The organism is Dehalococcoidales bacterium (genome assembly GCA_035529395.1).
Taxonomy (GTDB): Bacteria; Chloroflexota; Dehalococcoidia; order Dehalococcoidales; family Fen-1064; genus DUES01.
In genome coordinates this window covers 15,322-31,064 of the sequence record DATKWT010000179.1, presented here as the reverse complement: position 1 = coordinate 31,064, position 15,743 = coordinate 15,322, and the positions used below count along the sequence as shown (strand labels likewise).

Annotated in this window: 14 protein-coding genes; 2 read left to right on the top strand and 12 right to left on the bottom strand. The window is 58.4% G+C overall.

The features are described 5' to 3' along the window. The 11 genes from VMW13_11145 to trkA form a co-directional block, all read right to left on the bottom strand. A partial coding sequence (locus VMW13_11145) for a DNA polymerase IV (protein HUV45369.1) occupies positions 1-552 on the bottom strand: 552 nt, incomplete at its 3' end. 90 nt (positions 553-642) lie between these two features. Next, on the bottom strand, positions 643-1,755 hold the full coding sequence (locus VMW13_11140) for a thiolase family protein (GenBank protein ID HUV45368.1): 1,113 nt from the start codon (positions 1,753-1,755) through the stop codon (positions 643-645). Positions 1,756-1,960: 205 nt separating this feature from the next. Beyond that, positions 1,961-2,257, bottom strand: coding sequence for a DUF3303 family protein (locus VMW13_11135; protein ID HUV45367.1), 297 nt, complete (start codon positions 2,255-2,257; stop codon positions 1,961-1,963). 511 nt (positions 2,258-2,768) lie between these two features. Beyond that, the gene (locus VMW13_11130) at positions 2,769-3,320 is read right to left on the bottom strand and encodes a nitroreductase family protein (protein ID HUV45366.1); all 552 of its coding nucleotides are present in this window, start codon (positions 3,318-3,320) and stop codon (positions 2,769-2,771) included. Positions 3,321-3,424: 104 nt separating this feature from the next. After that, entirely contained in the window at positions 3,425-5,824 is a 2,400-nt protein-coding gene (locus VMW13_11125; protein ID HUV45365.1) for a DNA internalization-related competence protein ComEC/Rec2, read from the bottom strand. 18 nt (positions 5,825-5,842) lie between these two features. Next, positions 5,843-6,193, bottom strand: a complete 351-nt coding sequence (locus VMW13_11120) for a ComEA family DNA-binding protein (GenBank protein ID HUV45364.1) — start codon at positions 6,191-6,193, stop codon at positions 5,843-5,845. 272 nt (positions 6,194-6,465) lie between these two features. Then, positions 6,466-7,128, bottom strand: a complete 663-nt coding sequence (locus VMW13_11115) for a TrkA family potassium uptake protein (protein HUV45363.1) — start codon at positions 7,126-7,128, stop codon at positions 6,466-6,468. 2 nt (positions 7,129-7,130) lie between these two features. Continuing rightward, positions 7,131-7,565: a TrkA family potassium uptake protein gene (locus VMW13_11110; GenBank protein ID HUV45362.1), complete on the bottom strand. Its 435-nt coding sequence runs from the start codon at positions 7,563-7,565 to the stop codon at positions 7,131-7,133. After that, positions 7,562-8,005 carry a universal stress protein gene (locus VMW13_11105; GenBank protein HUV45361.1) on the bottom strand — a complete coding sequence of 148 codons (444 nt, stop codon included), beginning with the start codon at positions 8,003-8,005 and terminating at the stop codon, positions 7,562-7,564. Before VMW13_11105 ends, VMW13_11110 begins: the two co-directional genes overlap by 4 nt. 100 nt (positions 8,006-8,105) lie before the next feature. Further along, complete coding sequence (locus VMW13_11100; protein ID HUV45360.1) at positions 8,106-9,557, bottom strand: TrkH family potassium uptake protein; 1,452 nt, start codon at positions 9,555-9,557, stop codon at positions 8,106-8,108. Between the two features lie 243 nt (positions 9,558-9,800). Further along, on the bottom strand, positions 9,801-11,165 hold the full coding sequence (gene trkA / locus VMW13_11095) for a Trk system potassium transporter TrkA (GenBank protein ID HUV45359.1): 1,365 nt from the start codon (positions 11,163-11,165) through the stop codon (positions 9,801-9,803). A 631-nt stretch (positions 11,166-11,796) separates the two neighbouring features. On the opposite strand from trkA, the gene VMW13_11090 reads away from it, so the two are divergent. Beyond that, positions 11,797-14,037 (top strand): molybdopterin-dependent oxidoreductase, encoded by a 2,241-nt coding sequence (locus VMW13_11090; GenBank protein ID HUV45358.1) that lies wholly within the window; start codon positions 11,797-11,799, stop codon positions 14,035-14,037. A 17-nt stretch (positions 14,038-14,054) separates the two neighbouring features. Next, complete coding sequence (locus VMW13_11085) at positions 14,055-14,639, top strand: 4Fe-4S dicluster domain-containing protein (GenBank protein ID HUV45357.1); 585 nt, start codon at positions 14,055-14,057, stop codon at positions 14,637-14,639. Between the two features lie 79 nt (positions 14,640-14,718). Here the strand turns inward: VMW13_11085 and VMW13_11080 are convergent, their stop codons facing one another. Then, positions 14,719-15,675 (bottom strand): ABC transporter permease, encoded by a 957-nt coding sequence (locus tag VMW13_11080; protein HUV45356.1) that lies wholly within the window; start codon positions 15,673-15,675, stop codon positions 14,719-14,721. Positions 15,676-15,743: the final 68 nt, after the last annotated feature.

Here is a 15,743-nt window from a genome sequence, read left to right as displayed (position 1 = left end):
GGGCAGCTTATCGATAGCCAGAGGTGCCAGGAAAGCTCTCTCATCTCCCGTCGGCACCTCGATGAGACCGTCCGGCTTGGAGAGGTCGGAGGCGACCTTGGCGACCACCTTGCAGCCGGCAATGCCTATCGAGGCACACAGTCCCTGCTCTTCCCTGACCCGCTGCTTGATTGCCAGCGCCATCCGGTGGATGGAGCCGTAGAGCGACTCGAAGCCGGTGACGTCCAGGAAGGCCTCATCCAGCCCTAATGGTTCCAGGAAGGGCGAGAAGTCGGCCAGAATGGCCATGAACTTACCGGAGGCCTCCCGGTACCGGGGGAAGCTGCCTTCGATGAAGATAGCCTGGGGACAGAGGCGTACGGCAGTGGCCAGCGGCATGGCGGAGTGCAGGCCGTAAGCGCGTGCCTCGTACGAGGCGGCGGCGACCACGCCCCTCCGGTCCGGCCTCCCTCCGACGACCACCGGCTTGCCCTTCAGTTCCGGGTTGAGCACCTGCTCCACGGATACAAAGAAGGCATCGAGGTCAATGTGCATCAGGGTCCTGGTGGCCATGCCCTATTGTAGCACAACCGTTCGGGTTGGGGGGGGGGGGTGGATATGGGACACCGCGCCGAATGATGCAGGGGATAATCCGTCAGACGCCTACATCCCCAGTATATGAACAAAGCAGACACCGCCGGCACCGACCATGTGGGCGAGGCCGAGGCGAGGGTTGCCGGGTACCTGGCGGCCTCCGCATTGCCCGCGCATCTGCCACAGTATCTCGACAATCTGGCCCAGCCCGGTGGGGCCGATGGGGTGTCCCATGGATATCAGGCCGCCGCTGGTGTTGACCGGACTGCGCCCGGTTATATCAGCGGCACCGCTTTCGATGAAGCGCCCGCCTTCACCCTGCGGGCACAAGCCCAGGGCTTCGTAGTAGAGGATTTCCTCGATAGTGGCGGCGTCGTGGACCTCAAACAGTTTGAGGTCTTCGGGTCCGCAACCAGCCATATCATACGCCTTGTATGCCGTGACCTGGGTAAGGTCTACCAGCGGGTCGCCCCCGGTCAGGCCGGTACAGGCGGAGGCGAGCACTTTGGGGCAGGGCTTATCCGTGAAGCGCCTGGCTGCTTCACCGGCACAAAGAACAACTGCGGCGGCACCTTCGTCCCAGGGGCAGCAGTGAAGAACGGTCAGAGGGTCGACCACCATCCGGGCGCTGTGAACTTCCTCCAGAGTCACCGTCTCCTGGAAGTGGGCGTAGGGGTTGAAGCTGGCGTTTTGGTGGCTCTTGACACTTACCCTGGCCAGCTGGTCTATCGTCGTGCCGTACTGGGCCATGTGCTCCCGGGCGCGGAAGGCGAATCCCATCATTGCTCCGGTGGACTCCGGTGCTTTGACCGTATCCTCGCCTTTTGAGGAAGAGGAACGCCGGTACGAACGGAGCTTGTCCACGCCGATGGCGATGGCGACATCGTGCAGGCCGGAGGTGATGGCCAGGTAGGCCTCGCGGAAGGCGGAACAGCCGCTTGCCGAGGCGTTCTCCACATTGGTCATGGTGGCCCCGAAGGTGCCCAGGCTACCGGCGATAGCGTGCCCGCTGAAGGCGGTCTGGTTTCCCGAGGCGCAGTAGCCCACCTCAACGTCCGGCCACTGTATCCCGGCATCGGAAAAGGCGAGCTGGCATGCTTCCACGCCCATGGAAATGAAGGTCTTGTCCGGGTAGATGCCGTAGCGGTGAAGGCCCGCCCCCAGTACCACTACCTCTCTCATGACGCCTGCTCCAATCGATAGTGATGGGTCTGGTATTTCATGTCCACTGAAGCCATTCTAGGGGATTCGCACCGGGAGGGTCAAGGCGGTCCGACCGGCGTGGGCGTGCCGCAGGCGCTGACAATGGCCCTCACAAGGCAGAGGCCAGCAGGCTATCCTTGGTCTGCTGGCCTCTCAGGTACGCCATCCAATGTACTTCGCTTTGCTAACCGGACAGGGACTTGGCGACCTTCATGACGTCGTCCACGGACACTACCTGGTGCACTTCGAAGACGACGAAAGGGGCGAAACGCTGGATGAGCTTCATGAGTTCCACCGGGTCGTTTTCCATGACGGTGTATCCCCTCATCTCGCCGACGAAGGTTCCCCAGTCACTGTGGATCCCGGTTTCCAGGTCCTGCTTGATCATATCAAGCATCATGGCCCAACCTTCGCCGCGCGCTTTCGGGTCATCGGGCATCTTGTCTTGGTTCAGTTCCCAGAGTAGCAGGTACTTTGCCATGTCTGTTGTTCTCCTTTCGTAAGCTGTCCCGGACTATTGGGTCTGCCGCTCGGAAGTAGCCAGTTCTCATCCGGCCGCCAGTGAGCGACTGGCCATCGTCTGCCATACGCATCACCTCCTTTGCCAGGTACTACTTTCCGCTCCCTTGCCATGCACAGACTTGAGTCTATTCCTCACGGGCACCCGTGTCAAGACCTCGATATGTCCAGAAGGTCTGTGTCTCGCCCTATCTTCACCCACAGCCCCTCGCCATCGGTGATGAACTCTACTTATGCTGTGCTAGTCGGCGCGGTAGATGTTTTCCGGGAAGACTTCATCGTGGAGGAGTCCTGCTCTGGAGACTGATACGCGGTAGACATAAAGCGGTAGTGATGTGGGTAGTCAAGGTGAGGATCAATGATAATAAGAAAAGCAAAGGCCAGCAGCTCACCAATTAGCCTGCTAGCCTTATGCTCATGGTTGACGACCGGTTTCCGGGGTGCAGGTTGACAACACAGGTATCAGTAGCGATTTAACCCACGATAAGCTCATCCAGAGAGCGCTTGGGAACATGGCGCACACGGTCGTTATCCCACCATTGCTGGGTAGCTCCATCCTCCCCAACAGGCTCGATAACCATCGTTTCTATTGGTTTACCCAGGGCCAGTACCAGCAAAATCTCATATTGTGCAGGTATCTCCAGGGCTTTGCGGAGTCCGTTCCTGTCAACGTTACCTATCATACAGCCGCCAAGACCCTTTTCTACGGCACCCAGATGAATCGTCTGGGCCGCTATCCCGTAGTCACATGCCAGAATAAGTTTTATCGTTGTATCTTCAAGGATGATGACATACCCTGACGGTCTTTCGCCTTCAGGTGGGTTACCATCCATGCGAATATTCGGATAGATTAAGGCATTTTTCTCCGGGTCACTGGAAAGAATGTATTTCAGGGCCTGTCGGTTGGCTGCTGACGGCGATAATCTCGCCAGGTCAACAAGCTCTCTTAATGTCTCGAGCTCTATTGCAACATCCTGGTAGAATCGCCGATAGCTTCTGTTCTTTAGCACTATATCCCTTAACACTGGCACCTCCATAGTATTGTAGTACATCCAATCATAGCTTAAATTATGCTAACTTATCCAGTCGATTGGCAATGGTGACGGTTATCTGCCTGGCAAAGTCCCTTTTACCTCTCCACCCTTACCCACAGCCCCTCGCCATCGGTGATAAACTCTATAGTGCCGTTGAGGTCGGTGCGGTAGATATTGTCAGCGCCGACTTCTTCCATCAGTCTACGTGTGACTCCTTCGGCAGGGTGCCCGAACCTGTTGTCCTCACCCACACATATCACCGCCACGCAGGGATCAACCACCGCCAGGAACTCCTGGCTGGTGGAGGTATCCGAGCCGTGGTGCCCTGCTTTGAGCACCACGCTGTTCAAGTTGGCGCGGCGTCTGAGTAGCTCGTATTCCGTCTGCCATGAAATATCGGCGGCAAGCAGGAAGCTGACCTGACCGGCACATATCTTCATTACTACCCCGTTGTCGTCGATGTCTGACACGGTGCCGGCCAGGGGCGGTACCAGGGGGTTGAGCACTTCTATCGTGACCCTCTCCGTGCCCAGGTCGATTTGCTGTCCTGCCTGTGCGATAGTCTGCTTTATCCCTTTCTCCTCGATGAGGCTGAGCCACTCGTCACAGAGCGGGGAGCCGTCATCCAGGGGTGGGAAAAGTACCTGCTTCACCCGGTAGCGGCGCAGGACTTCGAGGAGGCCGGTAATGTGGTCGGCGTGGGGGTGAGTCAGCACGACAAGGTCGATGGTCCTGTCCCAGAAGGGCATTTTCTTGCCCAATGCCAGGGCCACATCCCGGGGGCTGGGACCACCGTCCACGAGAATATCCTGGTGGTATGGTGTCTGGATAAGGATGGCATCCCCCTGACCGACATCCAGGAAGCTGACGTGCAGGTTATCGTCGGGCATGTCCACTGCAACGATGATTGCCAGAACCGCCACCGCAGCCAGAGGTAGTAAGACCCGCTTCCTGGAGAGTCCGCCAAGGATGCTGGTGCCCTTCTGGACCGCGCCGGATGCTTGCGGCCAGTACTTCCTGAGACAGATGGCGGCGGCGAAAGCCACATAGTAGGCCAGTACCGGCCCGGCATTGACCGAAGTTGCCTCAATGGATGCCCCGGGGATACCGGCCAGGCCGGTTACGACCAGGAGCATCCAGGAAGTGCAGAGCCAGGCCAGCCAGCCCACTACCTGGGCGACAGGTATGATGATGAGCCCCAGCCCGGCGGTCAGTGTTCCGGTGACGATGACCCAGGGCAGTGCCGGCAGGGCCAGGAACGTAGCCAGAGGGGCGATCAGTGATATGATGCCGAAGTAATAGGCAATCAGCGGCCAGACGGTAACCAGTACTCCCAGGGTTATACTGAGGTTGTCCGTGACGTACCGCACCGCTGATGTCGCGGCGCCGTCTTCACCGAATACCCGGTTGACCGCCTCTCTGCCCCAGGACTGCAGGAAAGGCGAGACAGAGATGAGTCCGGCCATTGCCAGGAAGCTCATCTGGAATGATACGTCCCACAGGGTCCGGGGGTTTGCCGCTGTCATTATCGCCGCCGCGAAGGCAAGTCCTGTGATGGCGCTGCGCTGTCTGCCCAGCATCCCGGCGGCCAGGAAGAGGCTCGCCATTATCGCTGCCCGGAGCACCGGTGGGTTCATCCCCGTAATCACGGCGTAGAGCCAGACCCCGGCCAGGGCCAGCCAGATATGTCCGTACCGTCTTCTGCCGAAGAGACGGGCGCCGATGTCCAGCAGCATGCCCGCAATAATGCTTAGATGGAGGCCGGAAATGGCCAGCAGGTGTGTGGTGCCACTTTGGGCGAAGTCCGACTTCAGGGATGATGGGATGCCCTTGCGCATGCCCAGGATAAGGCTCTGGGCCAGTGATGCCTGCGGTTCGGGCAGAATCTCCGCCAGGGACTGGGATAGAGTGTGCCTCAAAGAGTATATCCAGGCCAGTGCTGGGGAGCCCTTTCCCGTGTCCAGGGCCTCTATCCCGGGGTAGAGCATCGTAGCCTGAATTCCCTGTCGGGCGAGATATGCGGCGTAGTCGAAATCGTCGAGTTGCGGCGGCGTGGCTAGCTTGCCGGTTACCTGGAGAACGTCACCGTAGTCGTAAGAAGGATATGGCGGCACGAACAGCAGGGCAGTCCCGGATACCGCCTGCCATTGACCGGCAATGCGGATTTCCCGGACGGAGAAGCGGAGTTGCGCGGTTTTATCACCGGTTTCCGGGTCATCGGACACTGTTCCCCTCATCTCCACGGTGCCCGTGTCCGTGTAGAACTGGAGGTGGTCTTCATCAAGGACCGGCAGGCTTGACTGGAAACGGAGGGTTCCTCCGCAGAGGACAAGTAGACAGAGAATGGCGAGGACAGTGGCCTTCCGGCGCAGAGGGCGCACAAGGAGCAAGGGTAGAGGGAGGAGACCGATGAGCAGGAACGGCAGGGGAAGACCGAATACTGAGCCCAGGAAGATACCAGCCACCCAGGCACAGCTAAGATAGATAAGCGACACGCTCTCCCACCTTGAGGATTAGTCAGCCACGGTAATCAGGGTTTCGATTCGTTCATAGGTAGCAGCCCCGATGCCCTCCACCTTCATCAGCTCGTTTGTGCTGCGAAACGGCCCGTTCTTCTGCCGGTAGTCTACTATCGCCTGTGCTCTGGAGGGGCCTATCCCGGGCAGGGCTTCAAGCAACCACGCCTCGGCCCGGTTGATATCGATTCTCTGGGGTTGCGGCCCCTGCGTCGTCTCGGGAACGAAGAGTTCCAGGCCGGTGAGGTCGGCCTCTTCGGTGGTACCTCCGGCAGCACTGAGAAGGGCTTCCAACGAGTCGCTGCCGGTCAGTGGGTAGTATCCCGGGTTGGTAACCGCACCACTGATGGCAATGCCGCCTTCGGATTCCTCTTCCGGCGGCAGTGAAATCTCAATAGGCTGGCCGGGGCTGCATCTTGCCCAGGTAATCAGACTGCCGGTGATAGTGACGGCAATCAGGAGGAGGGCCGCCGTCGTCCAGAACCGGTTGAGCTTACCCGGACTAATTAGAGACCTCCTCGCGCCAGCGGTTGCCGGAAATCCGGTGGTTGCCGGAAATCCGGTGGTTGCCGGAAATCCGGCGGTTGCCGGAAATCAGGGCTCGTCAGGGTTGTGTTTGTCTATTCGCCCCTCAGGACAGCACGGAGTTCGTCTTCAGACTCGTGGGAGGTAACGACTATCACCTGGTCTTCTGCCTGGAGAACGGTGTTGCTGGAAGGCACAATCGGCCGGCGAGACTTGCGTATGATAAGGGACAGCACGCTATCTTTTGGCAGTTCCAGTTGCTTTACCGTCTTGCCGACCGTACTGGCGTTCTCGGGGATTCTCACCTGCACGAGCTCCAGTCCCTTGTCTCTGATGTCATGCAAGTGTGTCAGGCTGTGCGTGGGCACCTCTCCTTCAATATTCTCCAGGATGATGTTGGTGTTGTTGATGGTAACGTCAATGCCCAGTTCCTTAAAGATTTCCTCGTTTTTCGGATTCCTTATCCGGGCGATGGTGCGGGGAACATGGAAAAGGTGCTTGGCGACCTGACAGGCGACCAGATTGTCTTCATCGTCACCGGTCACGGCGATGAGCATATCGGACCGGCCGGTGCCGACTTCGCTCAGGGTAGTCGTCTCGCAACCGTCCCCGCGCACGCAGATGCTGCCCAGTTCTTCATCAAGGGCCTCGCAGATGGTGGCACTCCTCTCCAGTACCAGGACTTCGTGTCCTTCGGCCAGCAGGGCTTTGGTCAGGTAGTAACCGACCCTGCCGCCGCCAACGACTATGATATACATGGCTAGGACTCCTCAGCCCGGGCTTCTCTCTGCGGCCCCGGAGCTTCGAGTTTCTCCCTGAGTATCTGGGCAAAGATTGTCGTCGGGCTTATCGCTTCCAGACCCAATTCTTCGAACAGGTCCCGGCGCAGGGGGTCATAGATGCGGCAGACCACCCGGGGTACGTTGAAGATGTGCCTGGCAATCTGGCATGACATGACGTTGCGATTATCTCCCTGGGTCACTGCCACGAAGACATCGGCCTCCTCTATGCCGGCTCTGCGGAGCACGTCCGCATCGATGCCGTTGCCCAGCAGGGCGGTCCCTCTGAAGCCAGGCGGCAGCCGGCGGAAGCTATAGGAATCGTTGTCCAGGATGGTGACATCGTGTCCGTCACTCTCCAGTAATCCCGCCAGGCGGCCACCCACTCGTCCGCAGCCCATGATAACAACTTTCATGTTGAAACCTCAGTTATGGGGAAGTACTGATGGAATAATATCACACGGCAGGGTGCATTCTTCAGTACGTGGGGGATTGTGCTACCCAGGCTAAACTGCCCGAAACGCCTCTGATAGGATGCGCCCATCAGGATAAGGTCGACCTCCCGCTCGACCGCTTCATCAACGATGGTCGGTGCAGCCTCGCGAGCCTGCAAGAGGTCTGTTGTTATGGTGCAGCCCTCTGCGGCGGCAACTCCCTCCATGCGGTCCAGAACCGCTTCCGCTGTCTCGACTTCACCCGCCATTTCAGCGTCCAGAGGCAGGGTGCGCTCTATCGGGATGACATAGACGGCCAGAATGTCAGCCTTGTCCCTCTTGGCCAGCCGACACGCCAGCCTGACCGCCTCCTCGTCTGATTCGGTGCCGGTGACCGGCACCAGGATTCTATGAAACTCCATTCCCTCACATGCCCTTGATTATAGAGCAAAGGATATTATATCCCTGTCAGGGAAAAACTACAATAGCGTTTGTGGAAGGGTTATTTCCTCGGTCATTCGGCTAGCGCCACTTCCAGAACGAAGGAGTGAACAGCACCAGCATCGTGAAGAGCTCGAGGCGCCCCACCAGCATACAGCCCATGAGTACGATTTTGCCAAGAGGTGGGATGAACTGGTAATTAGCCGTCGGTCCTACCAGGGCCAGACCAGGGCCCACATTACCCACGCTGGCGATAACGGAAGACATTGCGGTTTCGTGGTCAAGGCCCACGGCGCTCATCACCAGGAAACCGCCTATCAGGGTGAGAAAGTAGAGGACTGTCATTCCGATAATCCTGGATACAACCCGGTCTGACAGTATTGTCTTCCCCAATCTTATCGGGACCACGACCCGTGGGTTAAAGGCGCGTATGACCTGGTTGTAGGTGTACTTGATGAGCACCACGAGGCGGATGACCTTGAGTGCTCCTCCGGTAGAGCCAGCCGAGGCTCCTACTATCATCAACATGAGCAGGGCAGCCCTTGCGAACGTCGGCCAGATATCGAAATCGGCGGTGGTGAAGCCGGTAGTCGTCATGATGGATACCACCTGGAAGGTGCTCTGTCTGAAGGCCTCTCCCGCCGATAGTCCCAGGTCGGCGGTCAGGTTGAGTGCAATCAGCAGGGAAACGACGATAAGGAGACCGAAATACACCTTCAACTCCGGATTCCTGAGGAGCTGCCGTGCCTGGCGTTTCCAGAGGAGGAAGTAGAACAGCCCGAAGTTCACACCGGCCATCATCATGAAGAAGATGACAATCCCCTCGACGAATACACTGTCAAAAGCAGCAATGCTGAGATTGGTGCCGGTGAAACCACCGGTAGGCATGGTACTGAAGGTGACGGTCAGTGCGTGAAATGGCGAGAGACCGGCGATGAGAAGCATAATGAGTTCCAGCGCGGAGAAACCCATGTACAGCAACCAAACGGCTCTGGCGGTGTCGCGGATGCGTGGCGTCAGCCGACCGGCTTCCGTTCCCGGCATCTCCGCCTCAACAAGGTGGGCGGCGCCGATACCCAGTATCGGAAACAGGGCCACGAAGAGTGTTATTATGCCCATGCCGCCAAGCCACTGGGTGATGGAACGCCAGAGCAGGATACTCTCGAACTGGGTCTCGATGGACGTCAGAACTGTAGCCCCGGTGGTGGTGAAGCCGGATACTGACTCAAAACAGGCGTCGGCGTAGCTGGGAAAGGTCCCTGCCAGAGCGTAGGGAAGCGTACCGAAAAGAGAAGCCAGTATCCAGCCGCCGGCAACTACCAGAATCGCTTCCCGACGGCTCAACTTGCCCTCACCGACGGGGATCAGCCAATACAGGAGGAGACCGAAGGAGGCGCAGATGGCTGCCGAGGTGGCAAAGGCGGCGGAAGCAGGTTCCCTGTTGAGGATGCTCCAGACCAGGGGGAGGAGCATGAAGAAGCCGAGGATGGCGATGAGCAGCCCGAGGTAATGGCAGACAACCCTAATTCTCATTGTTTTCTAACAGGGTGATGAAAAACCCTTTCGACCATTCCCCTGACCCCCTTCCTGGCCAGGAAGGAGCCTTCTGCGGAAGGGGGAAAATATTATATCTGGGGGACACCGGCAGAATCTGGTTTCGGATTCTGCTAACGTCATTCTGTAAGAATGACGCCCAGACACCCCTGCCATAAGGGGGCGCCCCTGAGAAGGGGCGGAATCCCTCTGGACTCCCCTTTTTCAGCACCCTGCTAAGCTTCACTTAAAAAGCCGCTCCACAGCAGGGGTGGCTGAAGGACGACATACTATCAGAACGTGGTCGCCGGGTCGTATCACGGTGTCGTTTGGCGGGATGGTGACTTTGTCGTCACGGACTATGGCCGCGGCTATCGAGTCCTTGGGTAGACCTGCCTCGGCAAGGCTCTGCTGCGCGATGTGGGCCGTTGAGCTGGTCACAAACTCTATTGCCTGCAGGTCCTTACCTCCGATAAAGGGTGCCGCAATAGCACCACCGTGAAGAACGAAGTGGCTGATTCTGCTGGCAACCTGGAGCAAGGGTGACACCGCGAGGTCGACTCCGATTTCTTCTGCCAGGGGTATGTAACCCGGCTTGTTGGTGACCACTATGTTACGTGGCACTCCCAGGCTCTTGGTGAGGAGGCCACAGAGGATGTTGAGCTCGTCACTCGATGTGGCGGCAACGAATGCATCCGCTGATGGGACTCCCTGCTCGATGAGAAAATCGCGGTCGGTTGCGTCGCCCTCAAGGACTGTAGCCCGTCCCAACTGGGCGGCGATTTCCTGGCACCGGCTCAAGGTCTCGGCGATTACCTTGACGGTAATCCCCTGTTTCTCCAGGCTTTCGGCGACAAGGAAGCCGATGCGTCCCCCACCGTAAAACACCACGCTCCTTACCGGACGCTGAGGCCGGGCAAACATCCCGCCGAAATCGTCCATGGAATCGCTCCGGGCGACCAGGTAAACGTGGTCACCCGTGGTAATATGCTCATCGGGACCGGGTATTGTTATTTCCCCGCCACGCAGAATTGCGGCTACAACACAGGGGTGCGGGAAGACGATGTCTTGCAGGTGCTTGTCGGTCAGTTCGCCTTCATCGACCCGAAACTCCCTTATCTGGACGCGGCCATCGGCGAAGCTCTCAACCGGGGAGGGGTAGAGGCTCGACAGTGCGCCCTTAATTTTCTCGGCCACTTCAACCTCGGGATTGATGAAGAGGTTGACACCCAGGCTTTTGGGCCGGATAATTTTCCGTGGGGCTGAAGGCGATTTAGCGGCACTAACGAAGTAGCCGGTGTACTCCGGGTTGCGGACCCTGGCCACTGTCATCGCCGCCCCCAGCTCCTTAGCCAGGAAGCAGACCAGCATATTGGTCTCGTCGTTATTGGTGACGGCAATAACCAGGTTGGCGCGGCTGACTTCGGCTTCTCTGAGGACTGTGGGTGTAGCGGCGTTTCCCAGCACAGTCTTGACGTCAAGCTGGCTGTGGAGACTGTCCACCACCTCTTCGGATGGCTCGATTACGGTTACTTCGTGCTTTCCCTCAGTGAGCAGGGAGGCTATATGGAAGCCAACAATCCCCGAGCCTGCGATGATGACATACATCTATTTCATTCCCGGCTACCCGCCGGTCCTGCTCCTGCATAGCCTGAGAATGCTCCGATAAACAGAACGTAGCACCTTTCGGGGTCTTCTTCGTCTCCGGAATATCCGGTCACCCTGCCGAGTTGTCGGCACTGACTCAAGAATATCTTTATTCGTCACCCCGCTACGTCTCCCTGCGGCCGGTACTGCCTTTCTATGATAATGGCACCAATTGAAGGCCTGGTCAAGTTGCTTCCGGTACCTGTGGCAGCCTCGTACTTCACCAGACGGGGATTTTACTCCTCTCTGCGCCAGATGTCAACAATAATGACTCCGAACGACGTCAATCAACCGGTTCACCTTGCGACCGGCCGATGCTCTCGTTCAGACGGAAGGGTGATATAACAGAGTGAGGGAGGAGAAAGGGGTTAGGGGGATGAGGCATTGCCACATGAGGAGGTGGCCAGTACCATAACAAAACACACAGGTACTCTCCGGTGGCAACCAGAATCGGCTGTACCGGAGTGTCACTAATGTACTGAGCGAGTACAGCCGATTGACATACTTTTTAGGAATGGTCTATCCTACGGGGGATAGACACGCAGGGAGCATCCTCTAAGGGTATCCGATTCAGCGCGTGGGGAGGAGTAAGATGAGCGGTACCGAAGAGCATGTGGTGCGGACCGCCTGTCCGGCCCATTGTGCCGCCAATGCTTGCGGAATACTGGCTCACGTGGCAGACGGCCGTGTGGTCAAGCTCGAACCGGCGGACTTCCCGGATCGTCGGCTGCGCCGCATCTGCCTCCGGGGTCTTTCCAGTCTACAGATGCTCTACCACCCTGACCGGTTGAAATATCCTCTCAAGAGAGTGGGTGAGCGGGGCGAAGGTAAGTGGCAGCGGATGTCATGGCAGGAGGCCCTGGACACTATCGCGGACCGGTTCACTGAAATAGCCGATAAGTACGGCTCCCACTCGGTAGGGTTTGTGCTTGGCGGTCCTGGTTCGGGTAACGTGAAGTTTGGTGCCTATACCCGTTTTGCCAGCCTCTTCCAGGGGACGCGGGTTAGTGCCTGGGGGTACGGTGATTCCGCCGGTCCCTGCGCCGCCACGGCCATGTTCGGTGCCCACGCCCCGGGAGCCTTTATTTCCGCCTTCCGTGAGCCGAAGCTGAATATCTGCTGGGGGACCAATCCTGCTGAGTCGACCCCCTTCATGATGCGTCCTCTCCTGGCCTACAAGCAGGGGGGTACCCGACTTGTTGTCGTTGACCCCGTTTTCACGGTCACAGCTTCGAAGGCTGATGAGTATGTGCGGGTAAGACCGGGTACAGATGCCGCCCTTGCCCTGGGGATGATGAACGTAATCATGCAGGAGGGGCTCCAGGACGAGGACTTTGTTCGCACTAATACCGTGGGGCCGTTTCTGGTACGCAGTAGCAGCGGCCGTTTTCTCAGGGAGAGCGATATTACCCCGGGTGGCGTCGAGAGGTATATGGTGTGGGACGCGACGACCAACCAGCCCCGGTCGGTCGATGAGGCGGGGGTGTCGGCGGTATTGACCGGCACCTACCACGTGGGCGGGATAGAGTGTCGTCCGGCATTTCAGCTTCTTGCCGACCTCATCGCGGAGTACCCACCGGAGAAGGCATCGGAGGTCACGAATGTACCGGTAGATACCATTCGGAAGCTGGCCCTGGCCTACGCTACTAACAAACCGGCTAACATCTACACCAACAACGGGCTGGGGCGCCACTATCACGGCGACCTCACCTTCCGTGCCGTGTGTACCCTGGCTGCTATTACCGGCAATATCATAGTGCCCGGTGCCGCCGGGCATCGTCGGCTGGTGCTCAACTGGGATGCCTTCCTGCAACCTGACGCGGAACGGTCCTATTCCCGCATGGGTATTCTTAATACCTACCCGTCGATACTCACCGAGAAGCCGTACCCTCTCAAAGCCCTCTGGTTTGCCTTCACGAATTTCGTGAACCAGTGCGCCGATTCGTACAAAATCATCAACGAGCTGTTCCCCAGACTCGACTTCATCGTTGATACCGCACTATTCATGAATGATACCGCCAAATATGCTGATATCGTGCTGCCGGTCTGTACCTTCCTGGAGTTCTCTGACATGGTGGGTGGCCCTGCCCCCTATCTCCAGCTCCAGCAGAAGGTAATCGAGCCTCTCTATGAGTCCAGGTCTGACATCACCATTCTCAGCGACCTGGCGAAACGGCTGGGCTTCGGGGAGTACTTCGACAAGACCGAGGAGGGATTTGTCGACCTTCTGCTTGATTCGGGGCATCCGTCGGTCGAGGGAATCGATGTCGCCGGGCTCAGGGAAGGTCCGGCCAGGATAAACCCGGTGCCGGTACTCCCGGGAACGCAGCTCACGCAAGGGCAGTTCCGCACAGCCTCCGGGAAGGTGGAGTTCTACGTAGAGAGGCTCAAGCCACTCGGCGAGGAGCTGCCGCTGTACAAGGAACCTCTGGAGAGCGGCCGCTCCGAGAAAGCGGAGAAGTACCCCCTGGTCTTTGTTCAGGTGCACAGCCGGTTCAGACATCACTCCAGCTTTGCCAATATACCCTGGCTGCTTGAGATAAATCCGAGACCCGTCATGGATATCAGTCCGCAGGACGCCGCCAGCCGCGGTATCACAGAGGGCGACGCCGTGGTGGTCTATAACGACCGCGGAAGGATAAAGCTGGAGGCCAAAATCAACGAGGGTATCCAGCCCGGAGTGGTGAACATCCCCCAGGGGTGGTGGTTTGACCAATTCGGCGAGGGGGGACATAATACTCTGAGCCACGATGCGATAAATCCTGCCCAGGATGCAATCTATGAACCGAATATGGCGTTCAATGATGTCCTGGTACAGGTAGAGAAGGCGTGAGGTTCGAGGGGAGAGAAGTGTCCGGGAGATATGGTCTGGTAATTGACCTGGAGCGCTGCATCGGGTGCCATACATGCACGATGGCCTGTAAGCTGGAGAATGGCATCGAGCAGGGTTCCTGGATAAAAGTCATCACCGTTGGTGGCGACGGCATGGATACCGCTGGTGGTCGGTATCCCAATCTCAGCATGTACTACCAGCCTACGCCCTGCATGCATTGCGCCGAGCCGCCCTGCATCGATGCCTGTCCACTCGGTGCGATATACCGGCGCGATGATGGTATTGTCCTGGTGGACAGGGACAGGTGTGATGGTTGCCAGCTCTGCCTCTCAGCCTGCCCCTATGAGGTGCTGCACTTCGACGCTGAAACGAACCTGGTGAGCAAGTGCACACTGTGTTCCCATCGCATAGACCAGGGACTGGAACCGTTCTGTGTGCTCTGCTGTGAGACTGAAGCGATGTACTTCGGTGACCTGGCGGATCCGGAGAGCGAGGTATCAAAGCTGGTGGCCACCGGGAATACCTGCGTGCTGCTGCCCGATGCCGGTACCGGCCCGGCGGTGTACTACTGCCCGCCGATGGAACCCCGCGGGCTGCCGTAGCTGGCTGCTCAGAAACCCTTTCGCCCCTCCGGGCTCCCCTTTTTCGTCGCCCTTATCATAAACATCTTCTCCCCTCTCCTCATGAGCAGTGCCTCTCTATTGGGGGTATGTGGCTCACCTTCGGTGACCGGAAAAGCCGGGAGAAGCGCGGAAACCAGACCTCGCGGAGTGCCAGCCCGAACACGATAGCACCCAGTGTTGTCAGCCCGATGGCGATGCCGGGGGATACCAGAATCCATGGAGCCGCGTCCAATTCACGAAGTCCGGTGCTGCTCAGCATGTTACCCCAGCACGGGAATGGCGGGGGAACACCGAGCCCGTAATAGCTCAAAGGAGCGACAACCAGTACAGCCATTCCCACTGCCACACCCAGATTCACGACTGTCAAAGGCGCAAGGGGTCTTAGGCTGTGCCCGAGCGCTCGAAGACTGAAGGTGGGGTCCTGCCGGACAGGTTGCACATCCGGCAAGCGCCGAACAATTCCTGCCGACAGGTAAGCATTACGGGCCAGGTCGTAGACCGACGGCAGGAGGATAAGGGACAGCAGTGCCGGGACGACCACCGTAACGGACACGGGTGGGCCCACCACGGAAGCAGAAGTCATCAGGAAGCCAAAAAACGAGACGAAGCTGGATGGAATTGCCCACTCCACGAGGGTCACCAGGATTGCCACTCCTGCCAGAAGCGCCGGGACAAGCACTGCTCTCCGGAGAATGGAGTCGGTCCTTCCTCCAAAGCCGGCGGAGAGGAATCCGAGAAGGAGCCCGAGGACCGTGGCCATCCCGGTTGCCACCAGGCCGCCCTGCACATAGGGGCGGGTGCCGTACAGTAACCGGCTGAACACATCACGGCCGAGGTCGTCGGTGCCCAGGATATGGCCAGCGCCGGGCGGTTCCAGTCTGCTTCTTATGTCGATCCGGTTGTACTGGTAGGGTGTTATGACGGGAGACAGAGCAGCAATCGCTATCACCGCAAGCAGCAGCACTGCGCCTGCTATTCCCCAGGGCCTTCTTTTCAACAAGCGCGCTGTTTCCACTACCTGCCTCCTCCCGCAAGCAAGATGCCCCTCAATTCTTTGCCTCTTTGACTACGATATCATCGGAC